The following is a 20,204-nucleotide window of genomic DNA, read 5'->3' as shown; positions in this document are numbered from 1 at the left end:
GGGCTTTTTCAGCGACAGCGAGTGACTCTGACAATTGTTATAGGAGTGGTTTGCCTCTGCCTCAGCAGCCTCACGAGGGCGATGCCGGGTCTGTCACTTATTCACAACGGTCCAAGCCAAGTCAAGCCCAGTTGGAGGCCAGCATGGCCAAGCCCGCCAGGGTCAGCAGGCCCAGCACCACGCGCTTGAAGGCCACATCGCTGATGCGTTCATACAGGCGCGCTCCCCACAGCGAGGGCAGCACCATGGCCGGCAGCGCCACCGCCAGCTGCGGTAGTATGCGCTGGCTCACCAGCCCGGTGGCCACATAGCTGGCAAAGGTGACGGCCAGCATCGTGAGGTTGAAGTTCTGGATCACCTGGCGCTGGGTGTCGCGCGCCATGCCGGTGATCTGGCACCACAGGGTGGGCACCACGCCCGAAAAACCACCCAGCGCCGCCATGGCCCCACCGGCCAGCCCCGCCAGCCCATTGGCCAGCGCACGCCCAGGGCCTCGGCTGAGCCGCCCCGATGCGATGCCGCCCAGCCGGTGGGAGAAGGCCATCAGCGGGCAGAAGATGACCAGCAGCGCGCCCAGCACGGTCTTGAACAGCTGGGCATCGAGCATGGGCAATAGCTTCAATCCCAGCGGCAGGCCGCACAGCCCACCCAGCACAAACGGCCACAGCATGCGCCCGTCAAAGCCGCGCCGCACCTTGAGCGCCTGGATGATCTGCCCGCACAGGCCGCCAAACACCGCCAGCACCGCCGCGAGCGCGGGCTCCAGGGTCCAGGCCCACAGGGCCATGGCCGTCATGCTGTAGCCAAAGCCCGAGAGGCCCTGCACAAAGCCGGCGAGCGCTGCGCCCATGGCGATGACGAGGATGCTGTCCATGCCGAGAAGTCTCCGCGCTCGGGTGCAGTCCCGGGCTGATTTTTGCTGATGGAGGAAGAGGCGTAAAAAAGCGACCCGGTGGGTCGCTTCGGAAGAAGCCCGAGGGCTATCTTAAGACTTAAGCCGAGGTGCCGTAGCTGTCCAGCGGCACGCAGCTGCAAAACAGGTTGCGGTCGCCATAGACGTTGTCGACGCGGCCCACGGGGCTCCAGTACTTGGCGCGGCGCAGCGCAGGCACGGGGTAGGCGGCGGCTTCACGGCTGTAGCTGTGGCTCCATTCGCTCGCCAGCAAGGTCTCGGCGGTGTGGGGCGCGTTCTTGAGCAGGTTGTCATCCTGCGCGGCACGGCCCGCTTCAATGTCGGCGATCTCGCCACGGATGGCGATCATCGCTGCGATGAAACGGTCCAGCTCGTACAGGCTCTCGCTCTCGGTGGGCTCGACCATCAAGGTGTTGGGCACCGGGAACGACAGGGTCGGCGCGTGGAAGCCGTAGTCGATCAGGCGCTTGGCGACGTCCTCGGCCATCACGCCGCAGCTGTCCTTGAAGTGGCGCAGATCCAGAATGCATTCATGGGCCACATGGCCGTGCTCACCGGCGTACAGCGTTGGGAAGTGGGCTTCGAGGCGCTTGCTGATGTAGTTGGCGTTCAGAATCGCCGTCTCGGTGGCGCGCTTGAGGCCGGGCTCGCCCATCATGCGGATGTACATCCAGCTGATCGGCAGCACGGCGGCATTGCCCAGCGGCGCGGCGCTCACGGCCCCCACCTTGCCGGGCACGCCCGCCGTGGCATGGCCGGGCAGGAAGGGCACCAGGTCTTCGACCACGCAGACGGGGCCGACGCCGGGGCCGCCACCGCCGTGGGGGATGCAGAAGGTCTTGTGCAGGTTCAGGTGGCTGACATCGCCGCCGAACTCGCCCGGTGCGGCCAGGCCGACCTGGGCGTTCATGTTGGCGCCATCCACATAGACGCGGCCGCCATGGCTGTGCACCAGCTGGCACAGCTCCTTCACCTGGGTCTCGAACACGCCGTGCGTGCTGGGGTAGGTGATCATGATGCAGGCCAGGTTGGCGCTGTGCTTTTCGCAGGCCAGTTGCAGGTCTGCCATGTCCACATTGCCGTTCTCATCGCACTTGGTGACCACCACCTGCAGGCCCACCATCTGCGCGCTGGCCGGGTTGGTGCCGTGGGCGCTGCTGGGGATCAGGCAGATATTGCGGTGCGCCTGGCCCTTGGAGGCGTGGTAGGCCTTGATGGCCAGCAGGCCGGCATACTCGCCTTGCGATCCGGCATTGGGCTGCAGGCTGATGCCGGCGTAGCCGGTGGCCTGGCACAGCCATTCGCGCAGCTGGGCATCGAGCAGCGCATAGCCTTGCAGTTGCTCGGCCGGTGCAAACGGGTGCATGTTGGCAAACTCGGGCCAGGTGATGGGGATCATCTCGCTGGTCGCGTTGAGCTTCATCGTGCAGCTGCCCAGCGGAATCATGCTGCGGTCGAGCGCCAGGTCCTTGTCCGACAGGCTGCGGATGTAGCGCAGCATCGCGGTCTCGGAGTGGTGGGTGTTGAAGACCGGGTGGGTCAGGTAGGCGCTCGTGCGCTGCAGGCCTTCGGGGATCAGCGAGGTGCTGCCTTCGTCCATCGCCTCGATATTGGGCAGGGCCTGGCCGGGCTGGGCGAAGATGCTCCAGATCAGTTCCACATCGGCGCGGCTGGAGGTTTCATCCAGGCTGATGCACAGGTACTCGCCCCAGGCCTTGCGCAGGTTGGCGCCCTGGGCCAGCGCGCGCGCCAGGATGGCGTCGGTGGCGTCCTTGGTGTGCAGCGACAGGGTGTCGAAAGCGCTGTCATGGTGCCGGGCGCTGAAGCCCAGCGCCGCCAGGCCACGGCTCAAGATGGCGGTGAGGCGTGCCACGCGCTGGGCAATGCGCTTGAGGCCGGCCGGGCCGTGGTAGACCGCGTACATGCTGGCGATCACCGCCGGCAGCACCTGGGCGGTGCAGATGTTGGAGGTGGCTTTTTCGCGGCGGATGTGCTGCTCGCGCGTTTGCAGCGCCAGGCGGTAGGCCGGGTTGCCATGCACATCGACGCTGACGCCGACCAGGCGGCCTGGCAGCGAGCGCTTGTAGTCGTCGCGGCAGGCCATGAAGGCGGCGTGCGGGCCGCCGGCGCCCATGGGCATGCCAAAGCGCTGGCTGTTGCCCACGACGATGTCGGCACCCCATTCACCGGGCGGGGTGATCAGCGTCAGCGCCAGCAGGTCGGTAGCCACAATCGCGGCAGCCTGCTTGGCGTGGATGGCATCAACGTCGGCCTTCCAGTCGACGATCCAGCCGCTCGAGGCCGGGTACTGGATGACGGCGGCAAACAGCTCACCGGCCAGCGCAGATTCCCATTCGTCCTTGCTGTTGGCCACCAGCACCTCCAGGCCCAGCGGCTGGGCGCGCGTCTGGATGACCTCGATGGTCTGGGGATGCAGATCGCCTGCCAGCACGATGCGGTTGCTCTTGGACTTGACCGAGCGCTTGGCCAGGGTCATGGCCTCGGCAGCGGCCGTGGCTTCGTCGAGCATCGAGGCGTTGGCGATGGGCATGCCGGTCAGGTCGCAGACCATGGTCTGGAAGTTGACCAGTGCTTCCATGCGGCCTTGCGAGATTTCGGCCTGGTAGGGCGTGTAGGCGGTGTACCAGGCGGGGTTCTCCAGGATGTTGCGCAAAATCACGCCGGGCGTGAAGGTGCCGTAGTAGCCCTGACCGATAAAGCTCTTGAGCACCTGGTTCTTGCTGGCCAGGGCCTTGAGCTCGGCCAGCGCATCCGCTTCGGTCACGGGCTCGGGCAGGTCCATGGGCTTGCTGCGCACGATGGAGGCGGGCAGCACCTTGTCGATCAGCGCATCGAGCGAGGGCAGGCCCAGTGCTGCCAGCATGCTGGCCTCGTCGGCGCTGCCGGGGCCAATGTGGCGGGCGATGAATTCACTGGCGTTTTCCAGCGCGGCGAGGGGCTCTTTGGAGGGCATCAGCATGGTCCGAAGCGGTGTAGTGGGAGAGGGTGATGGCTGGCGCCGTATCAAAGAGCGCTGGCAGCGAGGAAAAAAGTGGGTCAGCCCGAGGGCTGGCCTGCTGGTGGCCTGCAAAATGTTCAGTGGCAGACCAGCAGCAGGGCCAGGTCGTCAGGCGTTGGCGGCGAAGTCGTTGTAGGCGGTCTCGTCGAGCAGCGCGTCGAGCTGGGACACATCGCTCAGCTTGACCTTGAAGAACCAGCCGCTGTTGAGCGGGTCGGAGTTGGCAAGCGAAGGGTCATTGCGCAGTGCTTCGTTGACTTCGACGATCTCACCGGTCACGGGCATGAAGACGTCGGCAGCGGCCTTGACGGACTCGACCACACCGGCCACATCGCCCTGGTTGAACGAGGCGCCGACTTCCGGCAGGTCGACAAACACCACATCGCCCAGCGCGTCTTGCGCATGGACGGTGATGCCGACGATGGCGGCGTTGGTGTCGGCGCTGTTGATCCATTCGTGGTCGCGGGAGAACTTGATCGTCATAGGAATACTCCAGTTTTGTAGGCGTGAATTGTGCTCGGGCGGGTGCAGAAAGCCGCACCCAGCAGCTACTTTAGCCGCGGAAATAGCGGGGAGGGACAAAAGGCATGGCTGCCACCTCGACCGGGACGGGTTTGCCGCGCACCATTGCATGCAGCTGGGTGCCGATGGCCGCCAAAGCGGGCTCCACATAGGCCATCGCAATGGGCTTGTCGATGGTCGGGGCCAGCAGGCCGCTGGTGGTCACACCCACGACCTGGCCAGCCAGGCTGCGAATCTCGACCTGCTCGCGCACGGGGATGCGTTCTTGCGCGACCAGGCCGACGCGCTTGCGCGTCAAGGTGGCCGGGTTGTCGATCTGGGCGAGCACCTTGTCAGCACCGGGAAAGCCGCCTGCGCGGGCACCGCCCGTGCGGCGCACTTTCTGGATCGCCCAGTTGAGGCCGGCTTCGGGTGGGGTGGTGGTGGCATCGAGGTCGCTGCCGTAGAGGCACAGGCCCGCTTCCAGGCGCAGCGAGTTGCGCGCGCCCAGGCCAATGGGCTGCACCTCGGGCTGGGCCAGCAGCTTGCGCGCCAGCGCCTCGGCCTCATGGCCGGCCACCGAAATCTCGAAACCGTCCTCGCCGGTGTAGCCGCTGCGGGTGATAAAGCAGGCAATGCCGTCCACGTCGAAGTCGCCACCGGTCATGAACACCAGTTGCTCGACGCCGGGCGCCAGACGGGCGAGGGCCGTGGCCGCCTGGGGGCCTTGCAGCGCCAGCAGGCCCTGGTCGGGCAGTGGCAGCACCTGGCAGCGCTGGCCGATGCGTTCGCGGATCAGCGCCATATCTGCCACCTTGCAGGCGCCGTTGACGATGACGAACAGCTCTTGCTCCGAGACACGAAAGAACATCAGGTCATCGACAATGCCGCCTTCGTCATTGAGCAGCAGGCCGTAGCGCTGCTTGCCAATGGCCAGGTCGATCACATCGACAGGCACCAGGGTCTCGAAGGCAGCGGCCGCGTCGGGGCCGATCAGGCGCAGCTGGCCCATGTGCGAGACATCAAACAGGCCCGCTGCCGCGCGGGTGTGCTTGTGCTCGGCGATCAGGCCTTGCGGGTACTGCACGGGCATGGAATAGCCGGCAAAGGGCACCATGCGGGCACCCAGCTCGATATGCAGGGCGTTCAAAGGGGTGGACAGCAGGGCGGATGCGTTGGCGGACATGGACTCTCCAGGGCAAATAACAGGGCATGCAGCCGTTGCCGGTTGCACGCTGTTTGCCCTGCTGTCCGCTTTACCTGAGAGATTCACCCGCCGCTTTGAGGCCTGGGGGCTTGCTCCTTCGGTGGATGGCGTCCAGGCGCCATCTCTCTCCAGCTGGGAACGCCGGCAGGCTCATGCTGCGCGGCGGGCGCCAGTCCTTTTGCCTGAGCGTTCAGCAGCTGCATCTGCAGTAGCCTGCGCCTTCGGCGGCCGCGCTGCGCGTTGGGAACCAACGGGGGCGACTCTCTCCTGACTGCCGCGATTCTAGCGGGAACTGACCGCCCGTGCCTGTAAAAGGCTGCGCCAACCCACAAAAAAGCCACCGGCAGGCGGTGGCTCAGCGTTGGCAGCAAGCCCGATCAGCGGTAGACCAGATCGCGCAGCCCCAGCGATATGCCCGGCACATAGGTGATCACCATCAGGCACAGCAAGATCACCGCGACAAAGGGCAGCAGGTGTTTGATGATCTGGTCCAGCGATATGCGGGCTACGGTGCAGGCGGCAAACAGGTTGACGCCAAAGGGCGGCGTGATCATGCCCAGCGCCAGGTTGACGACCATGATGAGGCCGAAATGCACCGGATCAATGCCAAAGTGCATGGCCACGGGCGCCAGAATCGGCGCCAGCACGATGATGGCCGCGCTGGTCTCGATGAACATGCCGATGATGAACAGCGCCGCGTTCACGCCCAGCAGGAACATGGCCGGGCTTTGCAGCACTTCTTCGAGCCAGTGGCCAATCGCATCGGGCACGCCTGCACGGGTGATCAAAAAGGCGAACAGGCCGGCATTGGCGATGATGAACATGATGATCGACGAGGAGATGGCCGATTTGCGAAGAATCGCGTACAGGTCCCGGATCTTGATCTCGCGGTAGATCAGCACGCCCACGACCAATGCATAAAACACGGCCACAGCCGACGCCTCGGTAGGGGTAAAGACGCCGCCATAGATGCCGCCCAGGATGATCACCGGCATCAACAGCGCCCAGCCTGCTTGCAACAAGGCCTTGCCAAAGCCCAGCCGGCCTTCGCCATCGGTCTTGCCCCAGCCCTTATATTTGCAGTAGGCCCAGACAAAGAACATCAATGCGGCGCTGATCAGCAGGCCCGGGCCAAAGCCGGCGATGAACAGCTCACCAATGGACACCTCGGCGCTCACGCCATAGAGAATCATCGGAATGGAGGGCGGGATGATCACGCCCAGCTCGGCGCTGGTGGCCTGCAGTGCGGCCGCATAACTCTTGGGGTAGCCGTGCTTGATCAGCGCCGGGATCAGGATCGCGCCAATCGCAAAGGTGGTCGCGACCGAGGAGCCCGAGACCGCTGCAAAGATCATGCAGGTGAGCACGCAGGTCATCGGCAGGCCACCCTGGACGCCGCCGACAATGCTCTTGGCAAACTCCACCAACCTGCGCGAGATGCCGCCGGTCTCCATCAGGTTGCCGGCCAGAATAAAGAACGGGATGGCGGCCAGCGGAAATTTGTTGATCGCGCCAAACATCTCCTTGACCGAGATGAGCATATTGGCATTGCTGGCCTGGATGCCCAGCACGGAGGCCAGGCCGATCGACACGGCGACGGAGACAGTGAGCGCAAAGCACAGCACCATCGTGGAAAGCATCACGGCGGTCATTGCGCGTTCTCCAGTTCGGTATTTTGGGGTTCAAGCAGGTTGCCGATGACGCCGAGCACGGCAAACAGCGCGCCGACGGGCACAGCCAGGTAGGCCCAGAACATGGACAGCGATTCGAGCCCGGCCATGGTCTGCACGCCGCCTCGGCGGGCATAGTCCCAGCCCCACCAGATCAGCACGGCCAGCAGCGCCAGCGTGGCGATGCAGACAAAACCACTCAGAAGGCGGCGCATTGCCGGCGGTGCCCAGCGCTTTAAAACGTCCACACTGACCATCGCGCCTTGGCGGAAGGCCATCGGGATCGCGAGAAACACCATCCAGATCAGGCTGAAGCGGATCAGCACCTCGGTCCATTCGGCGGGCTCTTCGAGCACAAAGCGGGTGATGATCTGGAACATGCCCAGCGTGGATGCGATGGCCAGCATCAGGCAGGCGCCAGCCATGGCGATGCCCGATGTCCAGCGCTCGAAAGCAAGAAAAGCGTTTTTCATGGTGACCGGGGTGGGCAGGCGCATCAAGAGCCGCCTGGCGCCACCGTCCTTGCGCGAGTTGACACAGCAACTGCTGGCGCCTGGCCGGCGTCAGCAGCGATGGGGTACCAAAGGAGGAGCTGCGCCGGAAAGGTGCAAGCACCTTTCCTGGCGCAGGGCTTATTGGAAGTTGCGGATGCGGTCGAGGTTGGCCTTGCCGAACTGCTTTTCGAAGTCGGCATTGGTCTTGGTCAAGGTGGCGACAAACTTGGCTTTGTCGACGTTTTCGACCACCTGCATGCCCTTGGCGCGCAGCTCGGCCACGCCATTGGTGTCGTCCTGGTCCACACGGGCACGGTTGGCCTTGGTGGCAGCCTGGGCGGCCTGCACAAAAGCGGTCTTGTCGTCTGCGCTGAGCTTGTCGTAGGCGGCCTTGTTCATCACCAGGATGCAGGGCGAGTAGACGTGGCCGGTCAGGCTCAGGTGCTTTTGCACCTGGTCAAACTTGGCCGAGGTGATGACGGGCAGCGGGTTCTCCTGGCCATCAACCGTGCCCTGCTGCAGCGCGGTGAACACCTCGGGGAAGGCCATCGGCGTGGTGATGATGCCCAGCGCCTTGTAGGCCTGGATGTGGACCGGGTTCTCCATCGTGCGCATCTTCAGGCCCTTGGTGTCATCGGGGCTGTTGATGGCGCGCTTGGAGTTAGTCATGTGGCGGAAACCGTTCTCCGCCCAGGCCAGGGCCTTGAAACCCTTGCTGTCGAATTTGGCCAGCAGCTCGTTGCCGATGGGGCCATCGAGCACCGCGCGTGCATGGGCCTTGTCGCGGAACAGGAAGGGCACATCGAGAATCTTAGTCTCCGGCACAAAGTTGGGGACCGGACCGCTGGAGCTGAAGGCCAGCTCCTGGGTGCCCAGCTGCACCGCTTCGATCGACTCGCGCTCGCCACCCAGCGCGCCGTTGTAGAAAGTCTGGATTTTGTATCGGCCGCCAGTGCGCTGCTCCACCTCTTTGGCAAAGGTGTCGATGGCCACGCCCTGGTGCGAGTTCTGGGCCACCGAGATGCTGATGCGCATGGTTGTCTGCGCCAAAACAGGGCCTGCGGCCATCAGACCCATTGCTAACCCCATACCCCAGGCCAATTTCTTCATCTGCATGACGTGTCTCCCCGGCTGTGCCGAATGGTTTTGTAGGCGCCTGCGGATGCCCGCATGCGCTTTGCATTGTGGGCAAGACGGGGCCATTCGGTATTGGGGTTTTTATGATGTCGGGCAGGCGGGCTTTTCTGTTTTCTGCAGCTTTCTATCTAAGTATTTGATAAATAAATAATGTTGATGAGTAAGGCTGCAAGCAAATGTCGCCGCCTCTGTCACCGTGTGGACAGAGTGCTGGGTCTCCATCCCATCTCCCGCCACCCTGCCAGGGCATTGCGTTTGGCAGATGGGCACCCGTCAGTTTGGGTGCGGACTCAAGGGTTGAGCGCCTGCAGGCGCTCGGCGGTGCCCACATCCACCCAGCGCCCGTCATAGCGGCTGGCGCTGCAGCGGCCCGCCTGCATCGCAGCGCGCAGCTGCTGCACCAGCGGCATCCTGGTGCCCTGCGGATTGCCCGCAGGGATATCGCAGTAGGGCGCGCTGAACAGGGTTTTTTTCAGCAGCGCGACCGAGCAGTAGGTCAGGCGCGGGCGCGGGTCGTCAGCGGCAGGGTTCTGGGCCCGGCCCTCGGCCGTCAGCACAAAGTCGCCCTTGGGGTGGTGGGACGCATTGGGCACCAGCCAGAGGTGGGCCAGGTCATCGCTGTGCGCAAAGCGCTGGCGCAGGGCCTCGTCAAACGGAAAGCCGGGGATAAACACATCGCCCGAGACCAGCCAGAAGGCATCGTCGAGCAGCGGCAGCGCGCGGCTGATGCCGCCGCTGGTCTCGATGCCGCCACCAAAATCCAGGTCCTCGCGGGAGTAGGCAATCTGCAGCTGCGCGCTGCCCAACTGGGCAAGGGCGGGCGCGGCGGGCCAGGCATCTGCCACCTGCTGGCCCAGCCAGCCGGTGTTGATCACCAGGCGCTGCACGCCGGCGCGGGCGAGCTGCTCCATGCTGTACTGCATCAGCGGTTTGCCTTGTACCGGGAGCAGGGGCTTGGGCGTATGGTCGGTCAGCGGGCGCATGCGCTCGCCACGGCCTGCGGCCAGCACCATGGCCTGGGCGCGAAAATCAAGAGGAAATGACATGGGTGATGGAGGCAAAGGGGTCGGGCGTCCAAGTGGAGAGGACCGTGCTCAACCTTTCCAGGTGAAGGGAAACTTCAGCTGTTTGAAAAAGCCATTGGGCACATAGTCGCCGAGCACGCCGTAATCGGTGGGCCAGACTTTATCGCTCTTGACGGCGGTGCCAAACATATAGTCCAGAAAGGCGAAATGGGCGGCGTAGTTCTTGTCCAGCGCCTCGGCATCCTGGCTGTGGTGCCAGTGGTGGAAGTTGGGCGTGACGATGATATAGCGCAGCGGGCCCAGCCGCACACTGACATTGGCGTGGTTGAACACCGCCTGGAAGCCGACGATGATGATGTAGGCATCGATCACCTCCTTGCTGAAGCCCAGCACATAGATGGGTGCGAGCACCAGGGTGCGGGTGATCAGCAGCTCCAGAATGTGCTGGCGCGAGCCGGCCAGCCAGTCCATGCTTTTGACGCTGTGGTGCACTGCGTGGATGCGCCAGAGCAGGGGCACCTCATGGTAGGCGCGGTGCGTCCAGTACTGCACCAGATCAGCGACGAGAATGATCAAAAACAGCGCCACCCAGAAGTTCAGATTGGCGACCCAGCCCCGGATGCCGTCATGGGCGGCCCAGCCAAAGAACTGGTGCACCATCAGGTTGGTGGCCAGCAGCACAAAGCCGACCACCATGTGGTTGACCAGAAAGTGGTGAAAGTCGGTTTGCCACTCGGGGCGGAAGACCGGTTGGTTCTTGCGCAGCGCAAACAGCTTTTCGATAAAGATGAAGATCAGCGCGCTGCCCAGCAGGTCGAGAATGAACCAGTCCAGGCCGATATAGGGTGTGTTGGTGGCAAAGCTGCCCACGGGCACCTTGTGGCCGCCCAAGAGCGCCGACAGCACCACCAGGCCAAAGGCCGAGGCGGCCAGCCAGCGCACCCGGCCCAGCACGATCAGTGCGACCGACAGGCCCCCGGCAATCACCATGCTCCAAAACAGCAGCTGGCGCATCACATCGACGTTGTAGCTGCGGCGCAGCTCAGGTGTGGTGAGATACTGCGGAAAGTGAAAGGCCAGCACACCCAAAAAGCACAGGGCCGCCAAGATCAGCGCAATGACGCCGGCCACCATGCCCTGGCCCGCGCGCAAGGCGCCATGGCTTTCAGACAGTTCGTTGAGTCGCTTAAACATAGGTGCTTATTGACCGGTCGTATGCGCTGATCTCCAAACTCTTAGGCGCATCCAGGGCGGTCTGTTGTCGTTGTTCCAGGGCGCCACTATGCCATGGCGCAGGCGCCGGGCGCGCAGGGAAACGGGCGCACAAATGCAATAGTTTTGTTACATAAGACGCGAGCGAGGGAGTCTCTGCATCACCGCTTGCCAAGCGGCATGGATGCGGATCGGGATGAGCCGCTAGGCGTCGTTTGACGGCGCGCCGCAGCTATTGCCGAGGACGACAACGCAGCGGATCGCCCGAGACGGCGTTTAGGCCACGGCAGGAAGTGGAGCGGAGGGTCCGTGAGGGCCCCGCAATGCAACAACCCCCATGGCAGCGGTAACTGCCTGGGGGCTGGTGGAGAGAGGGGCTGCCGGTAAGCAGGCTCTGCCAGAAAGAGACTTCGGTAAAAGTGTTTCGATGCAGAAAGTATGCAGGCCGGTAAGGCAAAAAATATTTTGTTTTTCTGGGTTGCTCGTCTTAATATAGAAAAATATTCTAAATTTATGGCTGGTGCAGAAAATCATGCTTCTCGATACGTTGGACCGCAAAATTCTTCGCCAGCTGCAACTCAACAGCCGCGCCAGCCTGCAAGACATTGGCCAGGCGGTAGGCTTGAGCGCCTCGCCCTGCTGGGGACGCATCAAGAAGATGGAAGAGGCCGGCGTGATCCAGGGCTATTCGGTGCGCTTGTCGCCCCAGGCGCTGGGCCTGGGCGATACGGTGCTGGTGATGGTCACCCTCGACAGCCACAGCGACAACACTCTGGAAAAGTTTGGCGAGCTGCTGGCCACCATCCCCGAGGTGGTGGAGGCGCACCTGGTTTCAGGCGAGTACGACTACCTGCTGCGCGTGGTCGTCAAGGACACCCGCGACTATGAGCGCCTGCTGCGCGAGAAGCTCTACAAGATCAAGGGCATACGCCACAGCCAGTCGAGCTTTGTGCTGCGCACGCTCAAGCACGCGGATTTGCCGCTGGGGGTGTAGCGAGCCTCCTGCATCGCAAACCCGGTGCGCATAAAAAAGCCAACTTGCAGGAGTTGGCTTTTTGCTGGGCAGGTAGCGGGGTGCTTGCGCCGGCCTATAGGGAAGGGGGAGGGCAGCAAACCGGAACTGGGGGGGCTTGCTTACTTGGTCAGGATCAGCTTGCCCAGCTTGGTGGTCTGCAAACGGTAGATGGCGCCGTTGTGCACGATGGATACCGCTTTGGCGCCTTGGAGCAGCTCACTGCTCTCCAGCGCGGCCGATTGCGTGGCATGGCCTTGGGACGCGCTGGCACTCTTGCTGGCAGCGGCAAGCGGGGTGGCGGGTAGGGCGATGGTTTGCATGGCAGTGCTCACAGGGATAAAACTGAAGCAAATGATAACGATTCGTATTCGTGAAGTCCAGTGTTTATTTGACATTTGCCATGGTAAAAGGCAAAAAGCCACGGTCGCGGCGTTGGCGACCGTGGCGGGGGCGGGCTTGTGCGGCCTCAAGGCGCGGATGGAGGCGCGAATCCCGGCGCTAATCCAGGCGCTTATCGAGGCACCTATCAAGGCGCCGCCAGGCATGAAGATGCGTCAACAGGCGCTCAGGTTGGCTGCACACCCGCATCGGCCAGCAGCTTTTTCCAGATCGGCAGCTCACGCTGCCAGTCGTCCTGAAAGCGCGCCGGGCTGTCATCGGTCAAGGGCACAAAGCCGGCCACCAGTACGCGGGCATTGACCTCGCGCGTTTGCAGTGCCTTGCGCACCTGGGCGCCCAACTGTTCGACCACGGGCGCCGGTGTGCCGCCAGTGGCCGCAATGCCCAGCCAGCCGGAGATCGTGAACGCGTCTTCCTTGTGGCCTTGCTCGGCAAAGGTGGGCACATCGGGCAGCGCGGGCACGCGGTTGGGGCCGGTGAAGCTGATGGCGCGCAGCCTGCCGCTGTCGATATGCTGCTTGAGCGAGAGGATGCTGCCGATGCCCATCATCAGCTGGCCGCCCACGAGGTCTTGCACCATCGGCGCCTCGCCCTTGTAGGCGATGTGGCTCATGTCGGCGCCAGTCATGTTGCTCAGACTCGCCAGCACCAGATGGCCTTGCGAGCCAATGCCATAGCTGCCGTAGGAGAGTTTGCCCTTGTTGGCGCTGATGTAGGCGATGAGCTCTTGCAGATTGCGCACGGGCAGCTGGCTGTTGGTCACCAGCACAATCGGCGCCCAGCAGATGCGCACCACCGGCACCATGTCCTTTTGCGGGTCGTAGGAGATCTTTTTGAACATGAACTGGTTCGACAGCATCGTGCTGGTCGTCCCCAGGGTCAGCGTATGGCCATCGGCCGCTGCCTTGGCCACGGCATCACAGGCGAGCAGGCCCGCCGCGCCGGGGCGGTTGTCGACGATGGCCGGTTGGCCCATTTGCTGGCCCAGCCGGTCGCTGACGCTGCGCGCCAGCACATCGGTGGCGCCACCTGGGGCAAACGGCACGATCACGCGCAGGGGTTTGGTCGGGAAGCTGGCCTTGTCGCTGGCTGCGCGCGCGACCGTGGCGAGCGGCAGGCCACTGGCAGCGGCTGCGCTGGCCAGCGCCAGGCGCAGCATCTGGCGCCGGCGCAAAGGTTTTGGGAATAGGGATGGCTGAGTGCGGGACGTCTGCATCAATCGGTGTCTCCTCAATCTAGTGATAGTTGGGGGAGGCGCTGGTGATGGTCGGTTTGCCCGCCGCTGCTTCGGCCAGTACAGGTCGCCACGGCGCTTGTCCTGCGGTCCAGTTTAGGCAGGGCAAGCGGGCTGCTGGCGTCGCTTGGGCGTCACTGCGGGTAAACCTGATCCGGTCTGCATCCGCCATGAAAAAAGGGCTCCTGCTGGAGCCCTTGCCGGGAGGGTGGGCAGTTTACTCGCCCACCTGGTCGGTGATAAAGCCGATTTTCTTCAAGTTGCTGCGCTGGGCAGCGGCCATGGCCTGGGCCACTTTCTCGTACTTCACATCACGGGCACCGCGGATGTGCAGCTCGGGCTGGGGCTCCTTGCGGGCCTCGGCCTGCATATTGGATTCCAGCTCGGCGTCGGTCACGGCCTTGCCGTTCCAGTTGTACGTGCCATCGGGCAGGATGGCCAGCTGGATGGTGTCGGGCTTGGCGTCTTCCGGCGTGTTGACGGCACGCGGCAGGTCGATGTTGACCGAGTGCTTCATCACCGGCACGGTGATGATGAAGATGATGAGCAGCACCAACATGACGTCGACCAAGGGCGTCATGTTGATCTCGTTCATGACCTCATCGGCATCGTCTTGCGTTCCAAAAGCCATGATCAGGCACCTTTCTTGAGCGGCGTGACCACGGCGCCGGGCTTGCTGGAGTCCACATTCAGGCGGGTGCCGGTCACGAAGAAGGCATGCAGGTCATGGGCAAAGCTGTTGAGGCGGTTGAGCACCGACTTGTTGCCACGCACCAGTGCGTTGTAGCCCAGCACGGCAGGGATGGCCACAGCCAGACCCAGTGCGGTCATGATCAGCGCTTCACCGATTGGGCCGGCGACCTTGTCGATCGAGGACTGGCCCGACATGCCGATGGCCACCAGCGCGTGGTAGATGCCCCAGACGGTGCCGAACAGGCCGATGAAGGGGGCGGTGGAGCCCACCGATGCGAGCACGGCCAGACCCGATTGGGCGCGCGCGGTGAACTCGTCGATGCCATTGCGCAGGCAGCGCGTGATCCAGTCGCTGACGTCCAGCGAGTCATGCAGGTGCTCGGCCGTCTTGCGGTGGTGGGCGGTGGCTTCGCGGCCTTCGATGGCCAACTGGCGGAACGGGTTGTCGCCTTGTTCGCCCAGCTTGCTCAGGCCGGCTGCGAAGTCAGCGCTGTGCCAGAAGTCCTGGGCATTGCGGGCGTACTTCTTGAAACGCATGATATCGAGCGCCTTGATGACGATCACGATCCAGGAAGCGAGAGACATGGCCACCAGAATGACGGCGACCGTCTTGGTCACGAAATCTCCCTGAGCCCAGACGTGGGCGATGCCGAATTGCGAGTCCATAACTGATCCTATTTCCGTTCGATTTAATTGAGTTCCCACTTGATGGGCACGTTGACCCACATGGGCCGGGGAGTTCCGTTGGAGGTGCCTGCCTTGAAGCGCCATTTGCGCACCGTGTCCATGGCGGCCTGGTCCAGGCGGTCATAGCCGCTGGACTGCTTGAGCTGCAGCTCCTGGGGCTTGCCTTCTTCGTCGATGTAGGCGCGCACGATGGTGGTCCCGGTCTCGCCCATACGGCGGCTGATGGCCGGGTACTGCGGAGCGGGGTTGTTCAGGTAGGCGGCATTGCTCGATGGCAGCTGGATCACCGGTGGCGGTGGAGGCGCTGGCGGTGCGGGCGGAGCCGGTGGAGGAGACGGCGGAGCGGGCGGCGGTGCCTCGATGGGCGGTGCCGGTGGCTGGGCCTCGGTGGTGCCGGTCACTGCATTGGGTGCAGGCGTCGGATCCTTGATCGCCTGGGGCTTGGGCGCAGGTTTGGGGACGGGCTTGGGCGTGGGCTTTGGCGGCGGCTTCGGTGCGGGCGGCGGCGGCTTGGGGGTCGGAGGAGGGGGCGGCGCAACCACCGGCATCGGCTCGGGCGCAATCAGCTGCACCATGACCGGTTCGGGCTTGGGCATCTCGATGGCTGCACTTTTGAGCAGGCCCGCCTGCAAGGCCCAAAGACCTGCGACGTGCGCTGCCAGCACCGAACCCGTAACCACGATATTGCGCCCCATTTTTTTGGAGGGGCTGTAAGGGTCTGGTGAGAGCATAAGGGCAATAAAAAATGCTGCAGCCTGAAGCCGCAGCACGGCATATCAATGCGTTGGTGGCTTATTTCTGAAAGACCCACCAGAGAGAGGCAGCGACCAGAATCAGGCTACCGAGGACAGCGGCGAAGAGTTCCATGCTTTGCTTTCCATGATGGTGGTGGCAAGCTGGACCGGGTGCACTGCGGCTTCATTGCGCAAGGCGGCAACCGGACGGGACGCGCTGCATTGCTCGACCACATCGCGGGCACAACCTTCGCAGCAGCCGCATTGCAGTCCAACACCCAGTTCGAACTGGATCTCATCGAACGACATCCCCGCATGCGCGTGGCGAGCAATCTCTTTGTCCGAGACTCGGCGGCAAACACAAACGATCATGGTCAGATAAGCAGCGTGGTGGCTGGCTAGTGAATAACTGATGGGGATTATAAATAAGAATTTGTCGCATTCGCAATAAACTCCTGAGCGCAATAGGGGTGCTGTGGCCCATAGGTAGGCGATAGCCTGTGTATCTGGACCAGATTGTGAGTATTTATTGTTATGAATCAATAGTCTGTGCCATCCGCTGTTGGAAGCATGCTTACACAAAAAATAGCGGGCCTTGGCGGCTTCACACAGATCTGCCAGGCCGCGACAGCGGGCGAAGAGCGGTTGAATGCTGCATGAGGAGGGCGAATGCGGGCAGAAAAGGCTCCTATCGCTGCCCGAGGAAATGTCCCTTTGCGCGCTTTGCACGGCCCTTGCCATCCATCCATAAAGGCCACGGCGCCATGGCGCAGCGCTTGGGAGGTCACTGCCTGTGAAGAAAAGGCGTAAAAAAACCAGCATGGCGGATGCTGGTTTCTGGTCTGCAGCGCAAAGGAGTGCGCTGAGGAAAGTCGGCAGGACTTACTTGACGTGCTTGCCGATCAGGCCAGCCATCTCGAACATCGACACCTGGGGCTTGCCAAACACCTTCTTGAGCTTGTCATCGGCGTTGATCATGCGCTTGTTGGCGGCGTCTTGCAGGTTGTGGGCCTTGATGTAGACCCACAGCTTGCTGATGATTTCCGTGCGTGGCAGCGGAGCGGTGCCCACAACGGCGCCCAGTTCTGGGCTTGGGGTCAGCGGCTTCATGAAGGCTGCGTTGGGGGTGCGCTTCTTTGCAGGCGCTGCGGTCTTAGATGCGGTTGCCATGTTTTGGTTTCCTTGTGTCAATATCTCTATCGCCAGCCAGAGTTTCCCTCCGCTGGTTACGGCCATGCTAACGGCAAAAAAACCGCTTTCCAAGGGAGCGGCGCATTTTTTTGCCTCGAAATGTTGCTTGTTTTAGCTTTGCTAACCTTTGTTGATGGATCAAAGCTATCAACGAGCAGCTTAGGGCGTTGATTCTTGTCAGATTGGGGCCTGTTCCCCTCGGAGCATGGTACTGGCTCCCAAGGCGGTGTCAATCGGGGTCGCGTTGCAAAACTGTCTTCCCTCTGCCACGCTGGGGCACCGGCAAGGTCGTCAGCGCCAGGCTGGAGACGGCAATGGCAAAGGCCAGCATCTGTAAGCCGCTCAGGGTTTCGCCCAGAAACACCACGCCCACCAGTGCAGTCGACAGCGGCAGCATCACCGTGAACACCGCGCTTTGCGAGGCAGGAACGACCTGCAGCCCGGTCATCCACAGCCAGACAGTGACCATGCAGGCGGCCAACGCATAGCCGACCAGCAGCAGCCAGGTGGCGCCACCCACCTGGGCAAACTCAAAATGCCAGGCCAGGTACAGGCCAAAAGGCAGGGTCAGCACAAAGCCCCAGAGGTTGATGAGCGCCGCAATGCGCTTGGGGCTCAAGCTGCTGGTGAGCTTTTTGCCGATGACCGCATAGCAGGCCTCACAGAACACGGCGCCCACCAACAGCCATTGCCCCAGCCAGTGCTTGCTCGGGTCTGTCTCGGTGACAGCGCCTGCAGCCGCGCCCGCGTGTGCGCTGGCGCCAGGCTTGGCAAAGGCCAGCAGCGCAATGCCCAGCACGGCCAGGCTGATGGCGATCATCACCCGCCCGCTGATGCGCTCCTTGAGCACCAGCCAGCTGAGCAGCGCAATGGCTGCCGGGATCGTCGCCATCGTGACACTGGCGGTGACCGCACTGGTCATCGACACGCCAGTGATCATGCACAGCGTAAAGAGGAAGTTGCCAAAAAAGGATTCGAGAAACAGCAGCCCCTTGGCCTTGGCGGGCAATGGCGCCTCTTTGGCCGGGCGTTTGAGCCAGCCCAGCATGGCCACCCCGCCAATGCCAAAACGCAGCCAGGCCAGCAGCAAGACCGGAAAAGTGGCGGCCAGCGGCTTGGAGAGCGCGACATAGGCGCCCACCAGCGACATGCTGAGTGCCAAATACAGATAGGCCAGAGGCTTGCTATGGATGCGCATGGTTGCAAAGACTAAAAGGGGAGCGGGGCGATCGGGGCAGGCGGCGCCAGGCGCAAGCAAGCTGTCATATCCGCTTTGCACAATGGGCTATGCGCATCATGCCGCAATTGGCCAGCCTCTGGCAGGCAGCGCTGCTGCAGCCTGGACAGCAGTGGTTCTGAAAACGGATTCTCATATTATGAAATATGCTGATATTGCAGTGCGTCAATATTTCTCAATACGAGAAATTGCATTTCTCAATGCGAAATAGTATTAATAGGATGTTGATTTTTAACGATTAAAAATAAGTCTTATATAAGACATAAGACAAAAATATGCGGCGAGGCAGGCGTACAGTTAAGGCCATGGACAGACGGTATCTGTCCACCGGTTTTCGATCCGTTAGTTCCACCCACTTGACCACAGGAGTCCCCCATGTCTCAGAAACTGAACCAGCAACTCAGCCGCGAACAGCAAATTGCCGCCCTTGAATTGGATTGGGCGCAGAACCCCCGCTGGAAGGGCGTCAAGCGCGGCTACTCGGCTGCTGACGTGGTGCGCCTGCGCGGCAGCGTGCAGCCGGAGTACACCTTGGCCCAGCGCGGCGCCCAGGTGCTGTGGGACAAGATCAATGGCGGGGCCAAGAAGGGGTATGTGAATGCCTTCGGCGCCATCACCGCAGGCCAGGCGATGCAGCAGGCCAAGGCGGGGCTGGAAGCGGTGTACCTCTCGGGCTGGCAGGTGGCAGCGGACGGCAACACCTCGGAGACCATGTACCCCGACCAGTCGCTCTACGCCTATGACTCGGTGCCCACCATGGTGCGCCGCATCAACAACACCTTCAAGCGCGCTGACGAGATCCAGTGGGCCAAGGGCGTGAACCCGGGCGACAAGGAGTTCATCGACTACTTCCTGCCGATCGTGGCCGATGCCGAAGCGGGCTTTGGCGGCGTGCTCAATGCCTTTGAGCTGATGAAGAACATGATTGCCTCGGGCGCTGCCGGCGTGCACTTTGAAGACCAGCTCGCTGCCGTCAAGAAGTGCGGCCACATGGGCGGCAAGGTGCTGGTGCCCACGCATGAAGCCTGCGAGAAGCTGATTGCCGCGCGTTTTGCGGCCGACGTGATGGGTGTGCCCACGATTGTGCTGGCCCGCACCGATGCCGAAGCGGCCAACCTGATCACCAGCGACCACGACGCCAACGACAAGCCCTTCTTGGTGGGCGAGCGCACGCAAGAAGGTTTTTACCGCGTCAAGAACGGTTTGGAGCAGGCGATCAGCCGTGGCGTGGCCTACGCGCCGTATGCCGATCTGGTGTGGTGCGAAACCGGCACGCCGGACCTGGGCTTTGCCCGCGAATTTGCCCAGGCCGTGCATGCCGCCAGCCCCGGCAAGCTGCTGAGCTACAACTGCTCGCCATCGTTCAACTGGAAGAAGAACCTCGACGACGCGACGATTGCCAAGTTCCAGGACGAGCTGGCAGCGCTGGGCTACAAGTACCAGTTCATCACCTTGGCTGGTATCCACAGCAACTGGTACAACACCTTCAAGTTCGCCCACGCCTATGCCCGTGGCGAAGGCATGAAGCACTATGTGGAGATGATCCAGGAGCCCGAATTCGCTGCCCGCGAGCAAGGCTACACCTTTGTCTCGCACCAGCAGGAAGTGGGCGCAGGCTACTTCGACGATGTGACCACGGTGATCCAGGGCGGGTCGTCCAGCGTCAAGGCGCTGACCGGCTCGACCGAAGAAGAGCAGTTCCACTGATCTGCGACGTCTGCATGCGCTGCAGGCGAGACGGCCTGCAGGCGCAGCAGATGCAGCAAGGCGGCACCAGGGGTGCCGCCTTTTCTTTGGCTTTTCATCCCAGAGCTGAGGCGCTGCGCAGCAGCACTG

20 protein-coding genes and 2 riboswitches are annotated in these 20,204 nt (G+C 62.7%); of the genes, 3 read left to right on the top strand and 17 right to left on the bottom strand.

Annotation, left to right across the window (positions count from 1 at the left end):
* Positions 1-121 precede the first annotated feature (121 nt).
* From DCO45_RS01350 to DCO45_RS01310, 9 genes are all read right to left on the bottom strand, one after another.
* Entirely contained in the window at positions 122-874 is a 753-nt protein-coding gene (locus DCO45_RS01350) for a sulfite exporter TauE/SafE family protein (protein WP_116924147.1), read from the bottom strand.
* Positions 875-992: 118 nt separating this feature from the next.
* On the bottom strand, positions 993-3,893 hold the full coding sequence (gene gcvP, locus DCO45_RS01345) for an aminomethyl-transferring glycine dehydrogenase (protein WP_116924146.1): 2,901 nt from the start codon (positions 3,891-3,893) through the stop codon (positions 993-995).
* 147 nt (positions 3,894-4,040) lie between these two features.
* Positions 4,041-4,415 (bottom strand): glycine cleavage system protein GcvH, encoded by a 375-nt coding sequence (gcvH, locus tag DCO45_RS01340; RefSeq protein ID WP_021028599.1) that lies wholly within the window; start codon positions 4,413-4,415, stop codon positions 4,041-4,043.
* A gap of 70 nt (positions 4,416-4,485) precedes the next feature.
* Complete coding sequence (gene gcvT, locus DCO45_RS01335; protein ID WP_116924145.1) at positions 4,486-5,619, bottom strand: glycine cleavage system aminomethyltransferase GcvT; 1,134 nt, start codon at positions 5,617-5,619, stop codon at positions 4,486-4,488.
* A gap of 51 nt (positions 5,620-5,670) precedes the next feature.
* Positions 5,671-5,782, bottom strand: a riboswitch (glycine riboswitch).
* 18 nt (positions 5,783-5,800) lie between these two features.
* A riboswitch (glycine riboswitch) is annotated at positions 5,801-5,920 on the bottom strand.
* A 97-nt stretch (positions 5,921-6,017) separates the two neighbouring features.
* Positions 6,018-7,292, bottom strand: coding sequence for a TRAP transporter large permease (locus tag DCO45_RS01330; protein ID WP_116924144.1), 1,275 nt, complete (start codon positions 7,290-7,292; stop codon positions 6,018-6,020).
* Positions 7,289-7,783, bottom strand: a complete 495-nt coding sequence (locus DCO45_RS01325; protein ID WP_116924473.1) for a TRAP transporter small permease — start codon at positions 7,781-7,783, stop codon at positions 7,289-7,291. Before DCO45_RS01325 ends, DCO45_RS01330 begins: the two co-directional genes overlap by 4 nt.
* Positions 7,784-7,942: 159 nt before the next feature.
* Positions 7,943-8,920, bottom strand: coding sequence for a TRAP transporter substrate-binding protein (locus tag DCO45_RS01320; protein WP_116924143.1), 978 nt, complete (start codon positions 8,918-8,920; stop codon positions 7,943-7,945).
* A gap of 311 nt (positions 8,921-9,231) precedes the next feature.
* Entirely contained in the window at positions 9,232-9,987 is a 756-nt protein-coding gene (locus tag DCO45_RS01315) for a nucleotidyltransferase family protein (RefSeq protein WP_116924142.1), read from the bottom strand.
* Between the two features lie 48 nt (positions 9,988-10,035).
* Positions 10,036-11,160 (bottom strand): sterol desaturase family protein, encoded by a 1,125-nt coding sequence (locus DCO45_RS01310; RefSeq protein ID WP_116924141.1) that lies wholly within the window; start codon positions 11,158-11,160, stop codon positions 10,036-10,038.
* 550 nt (positions 11,161-11,710) lie between these two features.
* Here DCO45_RS01310 and DCO45_RS01305 point away from each other — a divergent pair.
* On the top strand, positions 11,711-12,172 hold the full coding sequence (locus tag DCO45_RS01305) for an Lrp/AsnC family transcriptional regulator (RefSeq protein WP_116924140.1): 462 nt from the start codon (positions 11,711-11,713) through the stop codon (positions 12,170-12,172).
* Between the two features lie 140 nt (positions 12,173-12,312).
* Here DCO45_RS01305 and DCO45_RS01300 read toward each other — a convergent pair whose 3' ends face one another.
* The 8 genes from DCO45_RS01300 to DCO45_RS01265 all read right to left on the bottom strand — a co-directional run bounded on the left by DCO45_RS01300 (position 12,313) and on the right by DCO45_RS01265 (position 18,329).
* Entirely contained in the window at positions 12,313-12,513 is a 201-nt protein-coding gene (locus DCO45_RS01300; RefSeq protein WP_021028607.1) for a hemin uptake protein HemP, read from the bottom strand.
* A gap of 245 nt (positions 12,514-12,758) precedes the next feature.
* Positions 12,759-13,751, bottom strand: coding sequence for a tripartite tricarboxylate transporter substrate binding protein (locus DCO45_RS01295; RefSeq protein ID WP_243419205.1), 993 nt, complete (start codon positions 13,749-13,751; stop codon positions 12,759-12,761).
* A 292-nt stretch (positions 13,752-14,043) separates the two neighbouring features.
* Positions 14,044-14,457, bottom strand: a complete 414-nt coding sequence (locus DCO45_RS01290) for a biopolymer transporter ExbD (protein WP_116924138.1) — start codon at positions 14,455-14,457, stop codon at positions 14,044-14,046.
* Positions 14,458-14,459: 2 nt separating this feature from the next.
* Positions 14,460-15,185: a MotA/TolQ/ExbB proton channel family protein gene (locus tag DCO45_RS01285; protein ID WP_021028610.1), complete on the bottom strand. Its 726-nt coding sequence runs from the start codon at positions 15,183-15,185 to the stop codon at positions 14,460-14,462.
* A 23-nt stretch (positions 15,186-15,208) separates the two neighbouring features.
* Complete coding sequence (locus tag DCO45_RS01280; protein WP_116924137.1) at positions 15,209-15,937, bottom strand: energy transducer TonB; 729 nt, start codon at positions 15,935-15,937, stop codon at positions 15,209-15,211.
* Between the two features lie 102 nt (positions 15,938-16,039).
* Positions 16,040-16,312 (bottom strand): (2Fe-2S)-binding protein, encoded by a 273-nt coding sequence (locus DCO45_RS01275; RefSeq protein ID WP_021028611.1) that lies wholly within the window; start codon positions 16,310-16,312, stop codon positions 16,040-16,042.
* A 510-nt stretch (positions 16,313-16,822) separates the two neighbouring features.
* Positions 16,823-17,110 (bottom strand): SWIB/MDM2 domain-containing protein, encoded by a 288-nt coding sequence (locus DCO45_RS01270; RefSeq protein WP_021028612.1) that lies wholly within the window; start codon positions 17,108-17,110, stop codon positions 16,823-16,825.
* Positions 17,111-17,360: 250 nt separating this feature from the next.
* Positions 17,361-18,329, bottom strand: coding sequence for a DMT family transporter (locus tag DCO45_RS01265; protein ID WP_116924136.1), 969 nt, complete (start codon positions 18,327-18,329; stop codon positions 17,361-17,363).
* Between DCO45_RS01265 and DCO45_RS22460 the strand changes: the two genes are divergently transcribed.
* Both DCO45_RS22460 and aceA read left to right on the top strand, forming a co-directional pair.
* A complete protein-coding gene (locus tag DCO45_RS22460; RefSeq protein WP_133247971.1) occupies positions 18,328-18,579 on the top strand; it encodes a hypothetical protein in 252 nt (83 codons plus the stop codon). The genes DCO45_RS01265 and DCO45_RS22460 overlap by 2 nt on opposite strands.
* 164 nt (positions 18,580-18,743) lie before the next feature.
* Positions 18,744-20,075, top strand: coding sequence for an isocitrate lyase (gene aceA, locus DCO45_RS01260; RefSeq protein ID WP_116924135.1), 1,332 nt, complete (start codon positions 18,744-18,746; stop codon positions 20,073-20,075).
* Positions 20,076-20,204: the final 129 nt, after the last annotated feature.

The sequence above is a fragment of the Comamonas sp. JNW genome (assembly GCF_003105075.1).
Lineage (GTDB): Bacteria > Pseudomonadota > Gammaproteobacteria > Burkholderiales > Burkholderiaceae_C > Comamonas > Comamonas squillarum.
Note: the sequence above shows the minus strand (reverse complement) of the source record. Positions and strands in the feature narration are given on the sequence as shown.